Raw genomic sequence first — 21,442 nt, 5'->3', positions numbered from 1 at the left:
GAAAAACAACTGCCGCTGAAACAAGATGAGGGTTCACAGCGTTGGAAGGGTGAGTCTTGAGTACTGGAGCGCGGATACTACTGGCAGCTGTAGGTCAAAACAACGTAACGAATTTCCCTATTCCAGTCATCCAGAAACTCTGGGAGTTAAGGCTTCTATCGGCAAAGAAGAATCTTGCCGTCACAGCTGGCATTCGATTGTCTGGCGTGAGCATCCATCCAATTCTTGGTAGCCCTCAACACCGTAACTTCTCTGAGTGGTCGGCGGCACGAGGTTTCCCAATACCGTGTGGGCAAAGCTATCGTTTCATTGTCTCAGACAATGGTTGGGATACCCTGCCGACCGTTGTGACCAACAATCCGTTGCTCGTTGCGATCGACCTGCAGAAGGCTGATGGATACCTTGGGCCACATCCTCTGGATGTCGACGTCGCTCACACCGGAGCTACAGTTAAGACTGTCGCCAACCACCTTGCAGACTTTCTTCTCGATATCAGCTTTGCCAACTCCTATCTTCCTGCGCAGATCATTCAGGGCACCCTTGGTCCCACGGGAACGCTAAAGGAGCTGTTTCGGAAGAAGGTGATCTTTGCACATCAGGCTGGTCACCTAGCTGAAGAAACCGCCCCTTACGTATCATTTTCGGCTTTGGCCAGAAAAAGTGACAAGTTTGGAACAGAAGCACATCTCGATGCGTTTGTGCGCTTGTGGGACGAGTTCATGCTGAGAGTGATCTCTGGCGCACAGATTTCGCGAGAACAGATGGCGCGCACGATCCTCAACTATCCGTCATATCGCAACCAGCTCCCAGAGCGGCCGCTACTTCGTATCCTTGAGGACGCACCCCAAGGAATATGCCACTTAGTTGTTCAAAAGCGTTCCATGGAGGCTCGCACTAATCCGAAGTTAAGGAACAAGCTCGATGCTCTGCTGACCGGACTTGACAGCCGTGGCTCCGGTGGCCGGAAGTTCGGTTTAAGCTTCGGAGACGATCCCCCGCTGCACGCAGCCGAGTTGGCAGCATCAGACGCCATTTATTTAACTCGAGTATACTTGGGTGCGAAATGACAAATCAGCGCGAGAAAGAATCTTGGATCGTATTCCTTGATTTGCTTGGAACGAAAGACAGCGCAAAAATCAGCTCAAGTCAGTATCCGCTGAAGATCGAGACTTTTTCTCACACTCTGCTAGAACATGCCCAAAATATTCAAGCTGACGTAAAGGTGCGTTTCTTTGCTGATAGCGTCTATCTACAATGCGGCTCTTTTTCAGAACTTGTGGACTTCGTGGCAGCCGTACGATGGACTTTATTCTCTGAGCAGATTTTCTTTAAGGCAGCCATTGCTCGAGGCGAGCTTGAGGATCGACCTATAGTACAGCATGTCACTGAAGGTCGATTGCATCCTTTTGACGTGTCAGGTTCATTCTTCGGGCCTGCCGCTGTTGGCGTTTATTATGCGCAAGAAAGCTTCAAGGGAATTGGCTTTACAATCGAAAAGAACGCCCTAAAGGCTGATCAAGTCGACCGAACTTGCCACAGCGCATTTCCCGTTGATGATGAGGCCTCTAACTGGGTGGCGTTTCGGGACATTCGCCATGGGGGTGGAGAGATTGGGGGGCCAATACCAAGTGTTGAAGAAATCGAAGAACAAGAGAACACAATAGCATTCCTGGACACTATACTCGAAGCGGCACTCAGAGCAAATACTAAGCGAAAGAACTTAGCGCGCTATTATCTCTCACAATTTATTTCCTGCATTCAGTCTTCTAACTTTGAGGATATTGATTTCCATGATCGGCAATGGCGCAATTTTCCCCCAATATTTTATCATGTGTTCATGAACCAGTCTACCAGAAAGGGCTATCAAGCCATCCGTGGCAGTCGCTTGCTGTTCTTTCTGATTGCTGCAAAAGTGCTTGAAACAAATGGTGCGCGATCCGTCCCCCGATATAAGGACACAGCCTGCAACGCTGTGTGCAATGAAGTTGTAAGGGCACTAGTATCGCAGAAGCTAACGACAGAACCTTTCTCGAAGTTTCCCGGTGATCTTATCGCTAGTGATGTGCTCGAAGATTTGGGCCGTCGATCCGTGAGCCTTCGGATGCGCGGTCATTGATTGTTGGATCGGATCAATTACAAGCCAACATGCATACGGATTTCTGCTCGACGGCAGCGCTGCAGGGTTACCTGACCCGGCGCTGAGCTTCTTTACGAAAGAAGTGCTCTTTGCACTAGGCAGTGCAGATGTGAACGGACGCACTCATGCACAGTTCCGTGTTGGAGTACCGACTTTGTCCGAATTCGCTGAGCGGACAACTGGCGTGCACGGATATGAAAGAGGCACTGGCCGAACAGTCTCCCATGACAATGACATCTACAAGTATGTCATTTGGGAGTGGCTGGATTCCTTGAAACTTGGGTGGTCAAGCGTGGATCACGAAGCGGGTTTGGAGGTCTTTCGAATTCATACTGCCGAGTGCATAACTCTATCCTCTCTCGACGACGACCTACGCGATGCAATCGACAATCACCTAAGGTCAATACCTGGATACGTGGGCGCTTTTCAGATTGACCCCGGGAATCCCGTCCATCGCCGGGGCTTCTTTGACTTGTTAATCTATGCTGCAGCGATTTCAAACGGTGCAGTCATCCAGGAACTCAGCTTCGAAGGCAATCAGGATTGGCCCCTCGATGGCTCGGAGGACGTCAAGCCCGCTGGTTCTGTTTGGCAGCCCTATGGATGGCTGGCGCTACACGGGCCTGCCAGGCCATCGGCTATAGCCTCGCTTAGAGGACAGCAGGCTGCAACTGCAGTTAAGCGCAAGCAAACCCTCAGCGTCGAACTGAGAGTACTGGACGAGATCAGCAATGTCATTCTACAGAATGATTCCCGCACTAGCTTTGACTTCAAGGCCATCGGCACGCCGACTGATATCCTGCAGGCGCTGCTGCCAGAGGGCAAGTTCACGAAGTACTTGTTGGATCGAACGCACCCAAAGGGCGGTTCGAAGGCCACCTTCTTGATTGATTTCTTGGGTATTGATCCCGAGGATTGGCGTTATCTCGCTGGTCAATTCTACTTCGGCCTTCTGATGGCAAGGCCAGAAGACGTAAAGATTATCGAGTGGGAGACCGGCATCGCTGCGCGATTCAACGTCTTGATGCGAGTCCGCAATAGAACGGGAACGACGGTAGCAATTGAAACCGGATGGAATATGGTCCCTGGTGCAATGCCTTCCCTGTCTACAGCATTTCCTGGGCAGGATCGCTTAGGCGCGGTCGAGCCAGGCGATCCACCAATTCTACCTCCCGGACCCAGGACAAAAGTGGAATGGTCAAACCTTTGGAGCTGGGCGAATCTTGCCGGACAGGATGCTGCAAACAATCATGTTCCAACTCCCATGTTTCTGTCCGGGGTAGGTCCTGTTGCAGAAGGAGAGTGCGGAACCGCGCTGGTGAGAGTTTTTGATGCTCGGCGGGGCTTCGCGCGATGGCTACGGCAGGCAGGTGTTGGGGAGACTGATGGGTACGGTGGTGTAGTTACCTTGAGCCCGATACAAAGCCAGTCGCTCGAGCGAGCAAGCACTTGGGCAAGAACAGTAGCAGCGGTTCTTCAGCTCAACGGCGTCGATGCAAACATACAGCTGTTCAAGACTTAAAGGCCGATCGAGGCAGATCAACTGCAGAACGGGGCACTCAGCATCCCAGCCCTGTTGAACTGTGTCGGCTGCGGTTTTTGTCCGTTTCTGGTCCTGCCCGGCTACTATCCCACTGTTTTCGCACGCGGAATTCGTCCGTTTGTTGACCTATTGTTGACCCGCGGTGGGGAACGCAAAAAGCCGCCCTTGAGGGCGGCTCTTAAGCTGTTGATCTAGCTACAAGATTTTGGTTGCGGGGACGCGATCTGCAAACTGTTTCTACATGTTCCGGGCGATCATCCCACCCTGCCCTTCGCGAGCAGCCTAAACGCTACAGCGCTATTGTTATTGGTTGCGGGGACGAACAACCGCCGTAACCTACCTGAGCTTCAATGTCCTGTGTGACTCGCACCTGTGGCAACAAGAACATTAACAGCGATCACCGCAACGTATCTGATATCTCCAAGGCACGTTTGAATTTCTGTGCGTCTATAGGCTTGCGATGCGCAAGATCGTTGCGCATTGAGGCCAATGCCTCCATGTGTTCAAATTCGTTGCGTGGAACGTGTTGACGCAACTGATATGTTAGCGCGCCTAGTTCGATATTCTCAACCTCAAACACCTTCAACTGCCGCAACCTATCATCAATGCGGAGGAATTTTTTGTAGCGCTCTACAATTCGTATGCGATGTTCCTCAATCCACGGAAAAATCGATGCGAGCTGCGCCTTCCAGATGCGCTGATCACATTCTTTTCCTTGGAGACTGGAAGAAAGATGCAGCGGGCACGAGAATGTGCGGGTCCCGAAACTGCCTTCAAAACTGCTGGCTCTGTCGAGATTTCGACTCATCCAACCGTAAGGATGCACGATGTCTTCCTCGCGCTGCGTGACCAAATCAGCTATCAAATCGAGCCGCCAGCCACAGAGTTCTGTGGCGAGATTCACTGCAAGGTCCTGGAAAAGAGTGGAGCGCCCAGATGGGACATGGAACTCCGCCCAGATGATTGCATCAATCCGCTTTAAACGACCCGCCCATTCAACCCTCGTTTGCCCTTCAACGCTAAACCCTTTCGGCGCGAGAAAAAGCACAGCGAGGCCGCCTTCAAGAGGTGCCCGAGCTAGGGAAAATCGATGAAGAAACACCTTCCATTCTGCTAAATCTGCCATCGGAAGTTTCCTCCCGTCAACAATCACAACGTGATTGTCAGCGGCGACAACCGCGGCCAGATTCTTGTCGCACCCAACAAGATCGACGATAGATAACAAAGGCGTAATACCTTGCGCTGGCGAGAGCTCATTGGCCGTATAACTGTCCTGAAATCGCTGCAACAACTGCTCTGTCACGCCAGATGGTGTCGATTCGTCCAACAAAAGAACCGACCCTCCGTCCCAAACAGTCGCCTCGACATCGGAAAGGAATTGCCTAAGTGAAGGCAGTCCCCAGATACTGGGCGCGAGCGAAGACATTAGTTCCGACCGTCGCCCGCAGGCCGCTCACACGTCCGGAACAGAAGGCTGCCCATCGCCGAACAAACGAGCCAATCTGGATCACTTGGGTCAGGCCGTTGAAAGAGACCAAGATGACACATCAGGGTGATATCCGCACCGGCGTTGGTGTTTCCTGCAGCCAAAAGCAGATCGACGACATCACGCTCAGGCGCACCATCAGCAATCAATTCTATAGCAGAGCAAAATTCGGGCACCAAACTTTCTGGCAAGCCGATTTCCGCGGGCCGCAGTGAAAACCCGCTTCCCATCTCACGGATAGCACCCTCGGCGCTTTCTGTGCGACGGCCTGACACAAGTGCTTCTAGTTGAGGGCGCATTTTCTCAAGCAAAACAGGCGATCCACCGCAGGCATCGAGTAGCACGCCCCGGAACTCCAGTGAATCCAACGCCTGAAGACCGACCTCGGTCAGCCAAGCTCGAAGCATGTTTTGCTCCCATGGCCGCGCTACCAACTTGATGATTGCAACGCCAGAGTCGCGCTGAGGCAACAGATTCGCGATCTGTTCGTGCCCCCCAACAAAGATCGGAATCAGATTGCCATGCCGCGACACCTGGTCGCGTTCTGCCAGCCACGACACCCACCTCGGCGCTACTTTATTACTGGCAGGAATAACGATGACGCGCCGACCGCTGCTGCGCTCGACGTGACGACGAAGCTCATCCTCGCTACCGTGCAACAGTGCGCCACTCAACAGCCCGTTCTGATCCTGCCAGCCCTCGGCCAAATCCGCTATTGCCTGTGCCGCATCGCCCCCCCAAATTCCCGGTGCCGTGACGAGGAACCTTAATCCTGGAGTTTTGGAATCAAAAAGCTTGGCCAAAGCACTATCCGAGAGCGGCGACCGCCGCTCTAACTGATCGAACCTTGCGCGCCGATGATAGAAGCTGGGGTCATAATCTACCCTCGGCTCTTTTTCTGCAATTTTGAGAATTTCGTATTCAAGTTGATCGCGCTGTCCGAGCATCTGTGCCACCTGCGCACCGCGTAAGCCGTAAGTGCCCACACCGTTTCCTTGTCGGATCAATACGCCCAGGTCCACCATTTCGTCGAGAAACGCCCGGAAATCCTCGCTCGGCAGCATATCAAAGCCACGCGGCCAAAAACCTGCGACTTCGTGCGCAACATCCTCTGGAGCCAGAGCGCCCCCATCGCGTTCAACGCCGTCAAGTCTATACAGCGCCAAAACCTTGGCGATCAATTCATAGCGAGGATCAAGGTTGAGTGTCCACTGAAAGCGCTCGCGGATCTGCGAATTGATGTCTTCGTTGTTCTCGAAAAGATTGTCCTTTTCAAGCAGCCAGCGCGGCCCTTGCCCCCTTGGTCTGGCTTGGCTCGAAATGCCCTCGAGCAACGCCTTGCAGAACACTTGCACGAGCGACGGGTAGTAGTTTACGCGCGTCAACACCGCCTGAACGAGGTCGGGCGAAGCATAGCCGAAACCGGCAGCCCGCATAGGCTCTGTCACGAGGCGACGGGCTTGCAGGCTGCTCATACTGGACGTGTTCATAGGGCCAACGCAGATAGGATCTCCAAGATGAACCAAAGGAGAGTTCGGCGCTTTTGCCAAACGGCGCACATTGTGCAAGCCCGCGAACACGACCTTGAAACGCCGCGCTGAGTTCTCCATCATATCTTTCAGTCGGTTGAGGTTCGGGAAGCCGTTGCGCACCTCGGAGGCCAAGAACATGTCAGCCTCGTCGATCAACAACAAGATCCGGCGCTCTCCGCCTTTGTCCAGCCAATCGCGGACACCGTCCCGAATATCATCAGCATCTAACGCAGTTTTAGGCAGTATCTGATCGTTCGCCAGTTCCCGCTTTATCAGGGACCAGATTTGATCCGCAGAATGCACTTGACCACCGAATTCATCGATTTTCAGGTAATAGGCATGGCGCCCGGTCGCGGGCTGATGGAAACGCTTTCGGACATGGTGAAGCAGCGCTGATTTTCCAAGTTGCCGGCCGCCATAGACAAGACAGCCATCAGAGGTCGCGGATTCGATCTTTTCAATTTCCTCTTCACGGCCAAAGAACATCTCGGTAGGAATTTTACCGGCACTGGTCGTATAAGGCTGAAGATACCCAAATGGTGCCGCACAAGAGATAAGGCGCTCCATCCAAGACGTCCCGGTCGTAAGAAACAGCACCTGAGCCTCATCAATCAGCAACACCGATTGTTTCGCGCGACGCATTGCCAAAGCGAAATTCTCACGCCGAGTCTTGGTCAGAGTGCCAAACACCAGCAGGATACAAGGGGCGTCGCGTCCGACCTTCGCCAACTCGCGGGTCACCTGTTCATCGTCTATATTGCTTGTTGCGAGGAATATTGGGTAGCTACCACGCGCTTCGCTGCCAAATGCTGGCGGCAGGAACCAACGCTGCGCGGTCAACTCGGCACACCGCATTCGCATCGTGCGCAGCTGAGCGGATAGAATAGTCTCACGCTCGACTTCTACTGAAGTAAAGCCAAGGCGTTCCATGAACTGCCGCAACGATTGGCCGAGATCACTTCGGTTGGGGGTCATGGCATTTTTCAACGCGCGCCAATTCTCGAACAATTGGACTGAACGCTTGCGCTCGCTGTCGTCTAACTGCGAAAAATCAAGCAGCCCAATCTTAGTCCCGCTCTCTATTGCGGGTAAAATTTTTCCGCCACCTTGGTCCAAAGCGCCGAGGGCTTGGACAAAATCAGGGTAGAACTGGGAAAAATAGTCATCTTTGGTCTCATCGCTTAGTGACGGATTCTGGCCATTCTGTAAGCGTACTACGATGTCTTCAACAGTCAGAAGGTCTCTGTCATTCAGGTTGTCGATCACTTGACGCGCTTGTTCTACCAGTTCCAATTTTCCATCGGCAGTATAGCGGTCGATCAGACGATTTAAGCGTCCCTTCTGGTCAGCTATGATCCGTGATCGCACAGAGTCGCGCAGCGTGCGCCCTTCCTGGAGAACCCAAGACAATTGTGGGAAATCTGCTGGAATATCCGGAGTGCGAAGGCCATCAACCATGGGCAATGCGGGCCCAGCTTCTGGCTTCCTGACCAAAGCGTCTGCTATTGCGGAAAGCCGGTCGAGCCAGAGTTGGATCTGTTGCGACGTGGTAAGGTCAATGCTCTGCAGAGGTTCCAGATCATGGCGCAGCGATTTAATTTCGGATCGCGCGGCACCCACAGCTTCTTGGTGTTTCTCGTCCAGTTCCTGCTGGAGCATTCCAATTTCAGCATCTGAAAGCTCGCCATATCGCTGAACCCTTGAGAGAATTTTCCGCGCCGGCAAGATGGCATGATCGGCCAAATGCCGTCGCAGTGCCGAAACCTCATCAAGCGCAACCGCGTCAGATGTTGTCAGTGCGCTCAAAAGCAGCTTGCGCTGAACCGCCCGCTCTTTCGCATATTCCGCGCCATCTGGCGCAAATGGCTGGCATTCACCAGGCAATCGCAACAACGGGAGCTCCAAAGTATCAGGTATCCGCGCTGGGGCAGAGGTGCCATGTCGCCCATCAAGGATGGCGAGCATCTCTCGAATGGCCCTGTCCACAGAAGCCTGCACGGCAGCATCAAGACCATCACCGCAATCGGATTCAATAGATACCTGTTCAAGCTCTTTACGTAAGTTGCTCATGTATCGCTGCAGATCTTCCTTGCGGCGATCGTCTACCCTGCCATCCTCTTGTTTGGCCGTCCGCCAGCGAAGAATGAGTTCGGCCCCTTCGCGCAACTTCCGACATATCCAATCAAGAGCCATGCCCCGGATTGCATCTCCCTTGGGACGGTTGAGTGCCTTTTCTTCGGCAGCCACAAGCTGCTCCGCAACATACTTGGTCTCCACAAGTCCTTGCAGAAAATCCAGTCTTTCCTCAATGGTCAGCAGATCATCTTTCTGCACCGCTTCAAAGAGTGCCCCCATATCTCCCTGTAGGGACAGAACCTTGTGCAGAACTGTGTTCGAGGGCGCATGCATGCATCGCGCCGAACGCGCCCCGGGTAGCCATGCTTGAATGGATGCCAAAACATCAGGCAAAAGACGCTTTTTTTCGCCCCCTACCAAGGTGGTCAGTTCTGCGATACTGGGCTGAAAATCATGCCGCAGACTTGTCAAGCTGTTGACTACCCCCGCATAGTCCGAGAGTGAGCCGGACAAAGACAGGTTCGCCAGCAGCTCGCGGGCGTTAGTGTCACGAGACAAAAGTGCAGGCCGCATAAGTGCCGCCAAGGCGATGCTTCTAGCCCGACGGCTTGCAGACGGACCGGATTGCTCCGCCCGATCAAGGCCCGACATGGCAGCCGCTAACAATTCCCCCATGCCTTGAGTTGATTGATCGTAAGGACCTGTGATGGTCGGACCGGCAGCAAGCGCGCGGATCAAAAGCGGCGAGATTGGCGGAACATGTCCAGCCTCTTCAGCCAGATCAGCCAAATGCCAAGCCAGAGCAAGTTCCCCATCATGAAGATATACAGCGAGCATATCTTCGAGAGTCTTGTGGCCCGTCCAGACTGCGGCAGGGTCTTCATCTGCCTCTGGCTCAACAGGCTGTGAAATATTCACAGAAAGCGTAGCAGATGTATCTTCAAATACCGCCGCCAGTTTCGTGCGCTTTTCCGCCATGGCAGCAGGCTGCTCGGCTTCGAACTGCCTCTCTTCCGAAAGTCCGTTCTTGGCCCCGGGAACAGTCGCATGGAGCGGATCGTCTTGCGGTTCTGGCTCACGCTCGGTCGTCGGCGGCAATGCCGCATAAATGTCGACAGGATCATCTTGCGCATTTTCGGGTAGGCGTTCTTCATCCGATGCAAGCTGAATAGCGGCGCTCAGCTCCTGCGATATTGGCACATCAAGCTGATCTAGTGTCTGCTGCACAAGCCTCTCAAAATTCTCATGGGCGGCTTTTTCTTCACCTTCAGCCCGCTCCGCCGCGTCCAAAGCGGCCATAAGCTCTGAACGACTGCAATCAGCGTTCAAACGCGCGGTTTGCTCCAGTAATGTCGCTTCATGAGCCGCGGCCACCTTTTCAGCAAGAACCGCTGCCGCCCCTACCAACGAGACTACGAATCCCTCAAGCCGTTCCAAGGCATCGCGTGTATCGAGCGTTCTAACCTTGGCCAGAAACTCTACGCCTCCAGAGAACGCCTCAACTGCAGCAAGATCGGTTAGAAGCTTCTCACGCAGCGTTTGCAGAACGACTGCGTTGCGCGAAACCGCTGCGCGCTCGTGATCTGCACAGGCACTCAATAGTTGATTGGCAAGATCCAGAATTTGACCCGCCGCTTCGGTATCAGCATCATCCAACATGTTAAGCGCATCGCGAAGTTCATCACGAAGAACCATCCACTGCGGTTGTTCGGTGGTTTCCAAGGCCGTCGGCAGTGATAGATGCGCTTCGTCATTTGAAACTTGACTAAAACGACGCATCAAATGAAAAATCTCGGCTTCCAGCGGAGACATCACACTAAAGACTTCATCGATCTGATCGTCTGTAAGGTCTGCAAATTCCGAGAACGTGATGCCATGACTGAGAAACCTGTTCCGCAACCACTTGCCAATTCTCACCGATGGCGCACGTTGGCGCTCCTTATCGCGTGGGGATTTTTGAAAGGCCAACTCGAGTGAGCGACAATAAACCACACTCGACTGTATGCGATCGAGAAGTGCGGCATAGAAGACTTCGTCTTTTGCCCTCCCCGCTTTGTCGACAAAAACGAAACATTCCGAAAAGGTGCGGCGATCACTCGGAATGATTTCAAGAACTTCCTTGAGGAGTTCTGGCGTCAAGCCACTTTCGATATCATTCGGCGGACTCAAAGAACCTCTCCCAACCAATACTCCACAGCTGTCAACAAAGCATGTCTGGCGAAATTAATCATGCAAGCTTCCCTTCCTCAAGGCTAATAGTGCCCACAGTTGGACGCGGCTGACCCTTTGTCATGGCGCCTTTCCCCAGATGATCGGTTCATCACCACCCGAAACTGAAAAGCCCGCACCGTTCAGAGCCGAGGCCTGAATCGCCCCAGAGGCATCCCAATCATGAATAAGCTCTCGGTAACTGGTTGTTGAAATCGCTCGCCACGCACCAAAACCTTGATCCAAAAGCAAACGGAACTCCCGCCCGTCAGCAAGCGTAAGGCGCATCTCGCGGCGATGTGGCAGATCGTTGCGATGTTGCGCCAAGCTCACTTTTGACGTGGGCAACAAAGCCTCCAACACCTCAACACGCCGCAAGTCGTTGTCAAAAGCATCATGAACCCTGGGCAAGTCGCGCTGAATGCGACGCCCGTCACTAGGTGCAAGATCCACGCGGACAGAAGCCGATTTTCCACCCGGAACGGCACGAATAACTTCCGCAGCCAGCAGCATGGTCATCGGCGTCAGCAGATAGCGATCAGAATAGCTTACGGCGCGGACGCCACAGCTTTGGAACGCGGCAAGGTCAAGCGGGGCCTGACCTGAAAGCCACCGCCAAAATCGTTGCCCAAACCCCTTGACCGAGCCGTCCAGCGCAGCACCTGGGGTCAGTATTCTGCCACTTCCCGTTCCAAGCTCCATCACCCGCTCTAGCGACAGAACAGCATTGCTCATCGGTGCCTGCATAGGCCCTATAACCAGTGGCGCACCTTTCCCCATCCCCCAATCCGGACCAGGGGTCGCCTCGCCGTTGCTTGCTGCTGCACAACTTTCAGAAATCGATCTCGTGTCGAGGGTCGCCACCACCGAGAGTCCGCCGGCATGTGGTAGCTCCGGAAGGTGATGAATTCGCGCGACCTCAGCCAGCCGATAAAGTGACAGCTTCACAGCAAGATCTAGCCCTGCATGGGTCAAGGCTCGGGTTTCGATATACACGTCAATCGCTACACCAGCATCCCGAAGTCGAGCAAAACGTTTGGAGGCTGCCCAAGCAGAAAGATCCCAATCTGTTGGCGTGCCGTGCAGATAAAGGTGCAGCCTTTGCAGCACTCCCGAGCGCGCAAACCTCTCGATCCGTTCAATAACTGGCTGACCGATCCTTTGCGTCCCGTCACCGAAAACCTGCAACTGGGGCGGTAGGGCTAGATGCGAGATGAGAAACCTAACAAGGTCCAGCGCACCCGGACGATCCAGACGGATATCCCGCTGGCTAAGGTCGGGTTGCAGAATGCAGGACGGACAGCCGCGCGAACACTCTGCTTGGCACGACAGCAACTTTTCCGCACGGGCAATCATTGCCTGAAGCATTTCGGCCTCTGTCAGTCTGGCGACCAGCCCGGCCCCTCCAGCAGCGCGGTCGTGCAGCCAAGCCGATACCCGCACCTCGCCCGAAGCGCCCAAGCTTGGACCCACGCTAACACCGATCTCCCCGCTTTCGACGCCCAAACGTTCGGCCAGCGCTTCTCGCACTGCCGCTGCAAAAGCAAGACCAGTGGCCTCGGTTGCAGTTGCCGGAAGCTGAAGCTCGAAGACATCGGTGAAAGCATTTTGTGCAAGATGAATATGCCGTTGGATCCTATGCGGCTCAGTATATCCGCCGGGACAGTGGCCGTCATGAGTCAGTTTGGTTGCGCTGCTTCGCGCCAGCGGAAAGTGGCGAAGGATCGCAGATGGAATTTCCGCCCTAAGACCTTGTTCCGGTGAGGCCATTGGCTCGGCCCGACCACAGCAAAGGCAAAGTGCAAAACCGCCCCCAAGCTTTCCACCCGACAGCGAGACAACAAGCCCGGCGGGATCATGGCGATACCGACCAATCGACGGATCCGGTAGCGCGATCCAACTGGCTGCTCCGCTCGAGACCCGAGCCGGTTCGAAAGGCGCGCGCGCCAAGGCCTCGTAGCCGGTATGGGGCCTTTTTCGGGTCAGAAAGCCCGTTGGTCGTAAGATTTTTGTCCGCCTGATGTCTGACGAACCACAACGACAAATGGTCAGAGGTTCGCCCTTTGATATGCCGAAATCGTGGCAGCTTTTGCATTCCCACAGATCGAGCATGTCCTCCAACTTTGAAACATCAGCGTCCGCCCCCCATGCGGGTCTAATGCCCTCGCTTTGATAGACAAGGCCGTCAATCACGACCTCACTGCCCGGCGCATATTCTCGGATTGCTAGGTGCAGCTCTCGCGAAGCACCCGAACGCTTGGTGTAACTGATCTCCAGCCGATCATCGGTATGCCCTGAAATCAGCGGATCGAAGGTCACCACATCAGTTGCAAATCCATAAGCCGGGGTAAACCCGCGACGCGCCAAGTCTCCAAGCAGAAATTCGCCCGCCATGCGTTTGGCACGCAAAGCAAAGGCCTGAGAAACCTCTTCCTCTGTTGCGCCGTCACTGTTGGCCAACAGCGCGCGATATTCGCGGCGCCAACTGGAAATGAACTGCTCCAGCGCGATGGCGCTGCGATCGACCATCTGATCGGCAGTGTCCCCTTCCAAGGCGGTGCCGGTGACAAGCGGAGACAGCATCTCCACAATTGCAACTGACTTTGCCCATTCGCCACGCAGGTCGCTCAAGAACTTATCCGCTGCGGCCTCTGATTGTGGAGCATCCAGATCATCTACCGCGCCAAAAAACGAGCCACTGCTCGCCTTGATATTCGTGCCACCGAAAGCCGCCATCCAATGTGCCAAAAATGCAGCATTAACATGACGCTGCACTAGCTGAGGACTTTCCAGCCAAACCTTGGGTGCCGTGATCGGTCGCGAAAGGAAGGCTTTCGGCGCAAAAAAGACCTGCCGATCCAAGGGTAGATCGCGGCAGAAAGTCAAACCAAAGGCCCATGCCTCGCGCTGGCGGCCTGCACGACCCACCCGCTGACGGTAGTTTGACAAAGCGGGTGGCACGTTTGCATTGACCACCAATTGCACTGCCTTGAGGTCCACACCCATTTCCATAGTGGTAGAGCAGTTCAACAGATTAATTCTACCTGCATTGAATTTGTCTTCGTAGCTTTTGAGAACCGGCCGTTCGATCTGTGCCGAATGCTCTTGCGACCGCAGGAAGGAAGGATAAGTCGCAATGCGGTCATGCAAATCGCTCCACAGGCCACGCACCCGCAGCTCTGCAATCTGGGGATCAGTTTCGACCCACTCGCTTAGTGCCTTTTGATCCGACTCTACCAGCCCTCCAGCATTGGCAATCGGCAGATCAGGAAACCGCACCTCATCCATCTTGCGTTTCACATCATAGGGACTGCGAGCGGCAACCGACCAGCCATAGGGCCGCCGGGTTATTGGACAGACCCAAGCACGATCAAGTTTGGCAACTGCGGCCTTCTCAAAGTCTAGTTGCCAACGCCCCGCACCCGTGTCGCGTGCGACATGCCGCGTGATCAACACCCACATCTCATCCAGGATTTCAGCAGCATAGTCCTGATCCTGCGGATTGTCGGGGGTGCCATTGATCAGGCCGTAGACCAATGCCTGAACCCGCGACTGCTTCGTCGTCCAAGTCGGTCCCGGCCAGAAACTTGCGGTTCTTTCAGTGGTTCCGTCCCGCATATTCTGCCGCGACATGATAACATTTAATTTGCCAAATCGAGGGGAGACGATCGGCACCATCCATTCTGGGATCTGACTTGCCAACCGATCGCGAAACACCGAATCCACTGACGCAAGCAGCAGTCCAAGCCAGCCCTGCCGATCCACACCAACCTGCGCCAAAGGTGTCGGGACGTTGCCGCTTCTTACTGCTCGCTCAAGCGCCGGAAAGACAAGCCGAACAAAGCCCATAGTTTCGGGGTTGTTCTGCACCTTTGGACGACGGAACAGTTCACGCAGCACAAACATCTGCGCCAATTCGAGTGAATTGCCACCCAGTCGACCTCCTAGCTTGCGGCTTTGCCATATCTCGCCGGCGAAAGATCGCAACTCCTCATGTTCAGAAAAGCGTCGTATCAGCACAGGCCAAGCAATCGGCTCCGAAACAGACCCAACAAGGCGTGCAAGCTTCTGCTCTGTGTCAATAATCTGTTCGGCGAGACCGTCCGCATCAATCGCGCGGAACCTCTCAATATTTCGTTGCAGGGTAGCGACCTCCGTTGGATCGCCACAGCTCTGCTTTTCCTGCACAGCATGCCATAAGAAAGAGCGCGTTAGCGTTCGTTCCGCGTCTTGCTGCAGCTTTGCGGCGAGCCTTGCGACTCCCTGCCGACTGTCTGTGAAGCTGATCGCGCGTCGTCCTCCTGCTGGCAAACCGAGCTTGTCCTGAGCCGGTGCCAGATCTTCGAGCGCCTGCGGCAACGCGTTGCCAAGAAAAAAGTTTGGACCAAAGCGCAATTCCTGGAGGCGAGTTCTGTCTGCATCGGCGCAGCAGTTACGCGCGTCAGGACGCTCTATCACGCCGACCTGCCAGGATTGCGCCTGTGAGGGTGGCCCGTTTTCATAAATCTCAGCGCTTCCTTGGGCGACCCAGGCGAGATAGCCATCTTCCCCTGCACGCGTTAAAAGTGCCTGTGCCGACGCTTGATCGTCCTCATCTTGAGGTTCGGCATCCAGTGCAAAATCGTCCCCCTCCTGAGTTTCCGGCAGTTCAAAACGCGGTTGGGCGCCCGAAATCAGCACCGCTTGTAGATGAGGCTTTCCACAAGAGGCACATGACACCACCTCGAAAACCGGCGCGCCACACACACATTGCGGGCGCGGATCAAGATGCAGCGCCCCAAAAGGCCAAGTGCCGCAGCCTGCTGTCAACTCTGCGTCTCTATTCGAACACGCAGCGTTAATGCAGGCGAAAACGCCGCCCTGAGCGCGGTGAAACACGTGTGCGCGCCATGGCAACAGGTGGCGGCCCGCCTTTTCAGCGCGCGCCGCGCAGTCCAGTACCACCTGTGCGTCTTCTTTGCGCGTCGAAACCCCGAACAATATCTGCGAAATTTCTCCCAAACCAAGGCTCGTCGAGCCCATGTTCTGTAGCAACGTCTGGAGCTTTGGATGCGGTGCCAAAATCGACCAAAGGGTCTCGGCTGTCTGCCCTTGAAGCGCTGACGTTTCCAGCGGCAGATCGTCACCCGGGTCGGTCAGGATCAGGCGATCCTCCTGCCCCTCGATTACCGCGATACGATCAACCGACTGCCCTGCCAATGCGGCTGCGAATTCGCGCAATTTTTCCAACGCGTTGCTTTCGCCGCCGATGGTAGCTGAGGTTGCCATCAGCCGCACTTCCTGCGGGGTCACCCCGAACGATGCACGCACGCGGCGCAGCAGCAAAGCCATCTCGGCCGCTTGTGACCCGACATAGGAATGCGCTTCATCCAGCACGATCCATCGCAGCGCACCCTGGGATGCGTTCAATATCTGACGATCCTGAGTGCGCAGCAGCAGATATTCCAACATGGTGATATTGGTCACAAGAATATCGGGGGGCGTTTCGCGAATATCCTTGCGGTTCTTCAATTCGCATTTGCTGGATTGTTCGCCTGCCTTTCGGGCAGTTTGGGGCGTATCGCCATTGTAAAGTGCAAAGCGAACTCGTCCACCCAGCCCCTCGGCCCAGGTCATAAGACGTTCTCGCTGGCTTTCTATCAGAGCATTGAGTGGATAAAGTAGGATCGCCTGCACACCGCCACCCGGGCGCGTGCGCACCAACAGATCATTCAAGATCGGGATCAGGAAGCACTCGGTCTTACCCGACCCTGTGCCTGAGGTGATAAGAACCGACTGTTCATCTACAAGGCTCGCGCGCCAAGCGGCCATCTGGTGAGCATATGGCTTAAGTCCTTTTTCCATACGATACTTGGGGGCTTGATCCAAAGCTGTGACCAAAAGAGGATCCAACAACGTGCCGGAAAGTTCACCCAAAGTCTCGGCTGCGGGTTTCCACAGCTTTGCTGTCTCAAAAACCGGGTCTGCCAGAAGCGATTCTGCGTGTCCTGGCGCAACCGAGAGCCTTTGCAAAAGCGCCGCATTAAGGCCCAGATCCGCGATGCGCGCCCGCGAAACAATGCCAGAGGCTGAGCGGTGCGTCATGCGCGACAAGGCTACGGAAAGGTTCGAGGTGTTTGTCGCAGATATCATCGGTCATCCTTCAGATTGGCGATTTGCAGGGCCAGAGGTAACGCAACATCGAACCACGCAGGATCAGCATGCCGCAGCGCCAGAAATTGAAGAATTTTCTGCGGTTCAGTAATCAAGCTTGGCTCAGTCGCGATTTCCGCCACCATCAGCGGCGCATCCAGAATGGGGCGCAGACTGTCAGAGAAGCCTACAGGAATGTCAATTTTCTGCACCTTCAAATCGCCCACGCCATGAGGAATCTCAGGAGCACGCGCTGCCAGCTGGCGGGCGGCTTCCACAAGACGAACGCCCGGATTGGACACCAACAAGGGCGTCACGCCGGTGGCCAGTGTCACCACTACAGGGAGGCCTAAAGTCAGCAATGCAAAGCCAAAATGCGCCTTCAGTTCAGGGCGGTGCAGCAGGATAGTGGCCACTCTTCGCAAGATGCCTGTTTCTACCGAAGCTTCAGCGTCCTGGCCAATGATCCCTGCCTGAGAAAGCATCCTCATTTGATAGCTCCGCACGTATTGTAGGGCTTGCGACCACTCCTTCACTGAAATAAGTGGCCACCAAAAAGGAGATCCACCTTCGAGATCCAAAGTTGAAGCAACCTCTTCGGGTTTCATGCGGAACAAAAGCACTATCGCTATGGCGGGCACGCCAGGTAGGGCCTGAACCTGATCTAGCGCACCGCACGCGCCAGCCTGCTGCGCCAACCGTATCAACTGGATCAATCTGCCCCACCCGGGATGATCCACCTCGACCAGCATGGCTCTGAACTCTTCTTGATAGCCTGCGATGCGTTGCGGACGGTTTGTTCTTCTTGCTTTGCGCGATGACCATGCGACAGACCGCATAACTCCTTTTTCATCACGGCCTTGGATGAACCACAATTGTGCCACGTCGCCCAACCAATGCGACAGATCGAACGGCCCTTTTGCTTCAGTCTCGCGATGGACGAAGGGTTCTGACAGGGTGATTGCCTTCAGTGTGACTGTCCCCGCCCCAAGCGGCAACAAGTCACCTCTCAATTGCGCATCCCAGTCGTAGGCACCGATTTCGAGTCGTGGAGTCTCGCCGCCTTTGACGAGACGTAGATTCAACCGGCCATCCGCACCTGCCAATGCCATGGCTTGCGATACCAAACCCGTCCACGCCGAAAGCCGCTGCATGCCGCCGGTGCCGAACCCTATGGCCTTACTGCGAGCCGCGAGCTGCAACTGAAGCGCACCGCCTGACGCAGGAAGCATGCCACGCCAGCCCATCAGCTTTGGTAATGAGATAACACGATTATCCAGCAACCGCTCACCCTCGGGACTGATCAGGAAAGGGTCACGCGAAGGCCAAGGCGCCGAAAGTCGCAAAGTCTTGCCACTCTTTGGCTCTGAAAAGCTAAGAACGACAGTGGCTGGAAGGCATTTACGTGCATCCAATACGATGCGGCAACCGCCATTCAGCTTTTCCGCGTGAGCTTTCAGCCCAGCAGCCGTTGCAGAGGCAATCCAACCTTCCGGAAGACCTGAGACTATGATGACAGCCAGCCCGGCTTCGATTTCGCGAATTTTAGCCGACAAAGCGGCTGGCAGATGAACCAGACCGACCGAGGCGCGGATCTCGCCATATTCGCTGTGCCATTCGACAATCTGCCCGCCCAAAATGCGGCGCATTGATCTCCAGTGTGACTGACGCGTTACATCTTTGCCGGGCATTGCTCCTTGGATACCGAGGAAACGTATGTCTCCACTAAAAACTGAAAGACCGTCATCGCTGCCCCAAGCAGAAAATAAACTAGCCAGAGGTAAGAGCATGGCTTCGTCAGATTCATATGCTTCGCTGGCGGTTTCAATCTGCAAGTTACTCTGCCCACAGCGCACGTTCCCAGCGCCAGAAAGAGCCCACAACTGCCCGCCTGGCGCAGCGTCTGGCGCGCCGATCTCCAGACCCTCCGATACGTGCGGCAATAAATCCAGCGGAGCAAGGAGCCAAAGTTTATCCCCGCGCGTGCGCGAAGAAGAAGCCGGGACCAGATTTTCCTCAGATCCCCCATTAGGGTCCAAGCGCCAAAGTGAAACTGCTTCGTCGGTTGAGGGCAAACCAAGATCAATCACCATCTCGCCAACCTGAGCCCCATCTGCATGAGCCGTCATCATGCAAGACCTATCGGGATCTAGTGCCAGCACAGTAAGCGGCCTTGGTCCAGAAACTCGCCATCCCGCAGTATCTGGAACCGCACGGAACACTGGCCCTGTTTCGGACACCAATCGCAAGGTTTTTTGCTCGACGCCGGTTGGCAAGGTGGAAAACGGGATGATCATGCCGTCACGGATACGGATCGAGCCTGCCCAACCCTTGCCATCAGCTCGACGGCGCAAGAGGCGTTGTGACAGGGCCCCAACCGAGGAAGGCCGCTCGCTTCTATCAGATAGGGCGGGCCTCAGTATGGCGAGCCGCGCAGCCTCGGAGAGACGCAAGGGCAGCGATGCCGCCCAGCTTGGCCGGTTGACGTTCAACCACGCTTCAACGGCAGTCCCGGCTATCCCCTCAGGAACTACCGACCGCAATTCAACGATCGCCTGTGCCAGTTCGGCCAGCAACATTGCCGTATCGTCATTTTGAAAAATACTCGGCAAACCACCAAGCCAACGTCTAGCTATGGCCAAGACATCTGCGTTGCCCATAACTTCGATATCGGAAATGGCACCAAGAACTGCTGAACTGTATCCGCTTCCCTTAGCCAATAGAGCATCTGGCAACCCGCCTTCAGCCATGAGGGAATAAAGAAAAAGCCGTGAGCTGCGCTGAGGGTTCCAGCGCAGCTGGCGCTTCCATAGTTTCAGCCCACGCTCGGTAAGTGTCACGGCAGTGGTGCGATCAGGCATACGGCCCAGACCATCAAAGACAAACTCCCAGCTAAGGCCGCCTTCCGCATAAAATCTCCGAATACGTTCAGAGGCCCAAAGAACAAACCACTGCGCGGTGTAATCCTCAACAGCTCCCGACGAAATTTGATTGGAGAGCAAAAATCCAGCCTCTGAAAACTCTGCGTCATCGCAACGATAAAGGTGCATCGCACGACCATCCGGGCCGGCCAAGCCACGCGCCGCAAAAAACGCTTCTCTATGAAAACTCGATCGAATATTCCGGCCCGTCAATCTAACTTCCTTCCTTTTAGCAAGATCGAGTCAAATGAACTGCGCTCTGCTTCGGTCAGATGCCCGATCCGATCAAAGACTTCACGCAACACTCGGGTCTGTGATGCCAACTTTGGAAGCGAAGACGCGCCCTCGGACAGCAGGCGCTCGCGCGCCTCGGCCCAGGTTTCACCCAAACGACACTCTTGCGCCAAGGCCATGCCTTCTCTGACCATCAGCCCACCGACGCTGAACGACATCCGGTATTTGGTCTGTGCTGCCCGCGTCATGGGCGCGTCTCGGCTTCTGGGCCCGCCCCGTCGAATTCGAACTGCGCGCGCTCTAAGGCTGCGGCAAGGTCGGCGGCATTTGATGCGACGATGTGCTGAGTCCGGGGATCTTGGCGTCGGGCGGCGTTCAGCAGACCAAGACGCTTGAGCACATAAAACAGCATTGCATAGCGCACAGTCAGCCGCGCCTTACCGTCCGTCATGCCATAGTCTTTTGCCACCACAGCCTGCTGCCCAACCGAAAGATCAGGGTGCGGCACGATCACAATATCAAAAGTTTCATGCCAGAGGCTGTCTTGCGCCCCATCGACACCCGGATCCTCCGGTGCATCAACGCCAAGGACTCTAGGCAGCAGGAAATCCTTGAACTTCGAAGTCTCATGGCACCATGCGCGGGCATGCCAGCGAAACCCGTCATAGCCAAAGGCATGCGGGGTGATGCGCCGCCAGACCGGGTCAGGGCGATCGCGGCTCATGGATTGATAGTGAATGTTCAGAGACCTGCCGTCGCGCACCGCCGCCAAGACTGATCGCAAAACGCCAACATCCACCTTGCGACGCGGCGTCAGTGCCACATCTGCCGAGGGTGCAAGCCCAAGCCAGTTTGCCCCCGCTTCGGCAAAACCCTCTGTAAAGGATCTGAGTCGCAGCAGATAAGCATCGGGATCGGGATCTAGGAACACTGGTGTAAAACCTGGGCCCGCAACATAGCGCTTGGCGCTTTTGTCATAGACCGCGTTCTGTGGTGCCCGTTCCTGGTAAAGAGTAAGGTCCTTTGAGGCTTGCGGCACCGACACACCAAACATGTCGATCAGGTCGGCGCGGTTTACCCCGCCCTCCCAAAACAGCCGAAATTCGATGAACTCCAGCCGCCGCTCAACACCCCACTTCAGCATCGCATAGAACTCCTCCAGACAGGCATAAA

General features: G+C 55.2%; 9 protein-coding genes. 3 read left to right on the top strand and 6 right to left on the bottom strand.

Translation table 11 applies throughout. The features are described from left to right. The first annotated feature begins 56 nt into the window (after positions 1-56). The 3 genes from D1012_RS10375 (at position 57) to D1012_RS10370 (ending at position 3,659) form a co-directional block, all read left to right on the top strand. Positions 57-1,067, top strand: a complete 1,011-nt coding sequence (locus tag D1012_RS10375; RefSeq protein ID WP_147335672.1) for a hypothetical protein — start codon at positions 57-59, stop codon at positions 1,065-1,067. Continuing rightward, positions 1,064-2,116: a hypothetical protein gene (locus tag D1012_RS22425; protein WP_147335671.1), complete on the top strand. Its 1,053-nt coding sequence runs from the start codon at positions 1,064-1,066 to the stop codon at positions 2,114-2,116. The genes D1012_RS10375 and D1012_RS22425 overlap by 4 nt, the downstream gene beginning before the upstream one ends. Before the next feature lie 175 nt (positions 2,117-2,291). Further along, positions 2,292-3,659 carry a DUF6883 domain-containing protein gene (locus D1012_RS10370; RefSeq protein ID WP_147335670.1) on the top strand — a complete coding sequence of 456 codons (1,368 nt, stop codon included), beginning with the start codon at positions 2,292-2,294 and terminating at the stop codon, positions 3,657-3,659. A gap of 418 nt (positions 3,660-4,077) precedes the next feature. On the opposite strand, the gene D1012_RS10365 is transcribed toward D1012_RS10370, so the two are convergent. The 6 genes from D1012_RS10365 to D1012_RS10340 all read right to left on the bottom strand — a co-directional run bounded on the left by D1012_RS10365 (position 4,078) and on the right by D1012_RS10340 (position 21,413). Continuing rightward, a complete protein-coding gene (locus D1012_RS10365) occupies positions 4,078-5,007 on the bottom strand; it encodes a hypothetical protein (RefSeq protein ID WP_147335669.1) in 930 nt (309 codons plus the stop codon). A gap of 98 nt (positions 5,008-5,105) precedes the next feature. Next, the gene (locus D1012_RS10360; RefSeq protein WP_158569305.1) at positions 5,106-10,943 is read right to left on the bottom strand and encodes an AAA family ATPase; all 5,838 of its coding nucleotides are present in this window, start codon (positions 10,941-10,943) and stop codon (positions 5,106-5,108) included. A 120-nt stretch (positions 10,944-11,063) separates the two neighbouring features. Continuing rightward, positions 11,064-17,114 carry a DEAD/DEAH box helicase gene (locus D1012_RS10355; protein WP_118151872.1) on the bottom strand — a complete coding sequence of 2,017 codons (6,051 nt, stop codon included), beginning with the start codon at positions 17,112-17,114 and terminating at the stop codon, positions 11,064-11,066. Then, positions 17,111-20,248 carry an STY4851/ECs_5259 family protein gene (locus tag D1012_RS22420; RefSeq protein ID WP_147335668.1) on the bottom strand — a complete coding sequence of 1,046 codons (3,138 nt, stop codon included), beginning with the start codon at positions 20,246-20,248 and terminating at the stop codon, positions 17,111-17,113. The genes D1012_RS10355 and D1012_RS22420 overlap by 4 nt, the downstream gene beginning before the upstream one ends. Beyond that, a complete protein-coding gene (locus D1012_RS10345) occupies positions 20,245-20,517 on the bottom strand; it encodes a BrxA family protein (protein WP_118151868.1) in 273 nt (90 codons plus the stop codon). Before D1012_RS10345 ends, D1012_RS22420 begins: the two co-directional genes overlap by 4 nt. Then, complete coding sequence (locus D1012_RS10340; RefSeq protein ID WP_118151866.1) at positions 20,514-21,413, bottom strand: BrxR family helix-turn-helix transcriptional regulator; 900 nt, start codon at positions 21,411-21,413, stop codon at positions 20,514-20,516. Before D1012_RS10340 ends, D1012_RS10345 begins: the two co-directional genes overlap by 4 nt. Positions 21,414-21,442: the final 29 nt, after the last annotated feature.

The organism is Pseudotabrizicola alkalilacus (assembly GCF_003443995.1).
Lineage (GTDB): Bacteria > Pseudomonadota > Alphaproteobacteria > Rhodobacterales > Rhodobacteraceae > Pseudotabrizicola > Pseudotabrizicola alkalilacus.
Note: the sequence above shows the minus strand (reverse complement) of the source record. Positions and strands in the feature narration are given on the sequence as shown.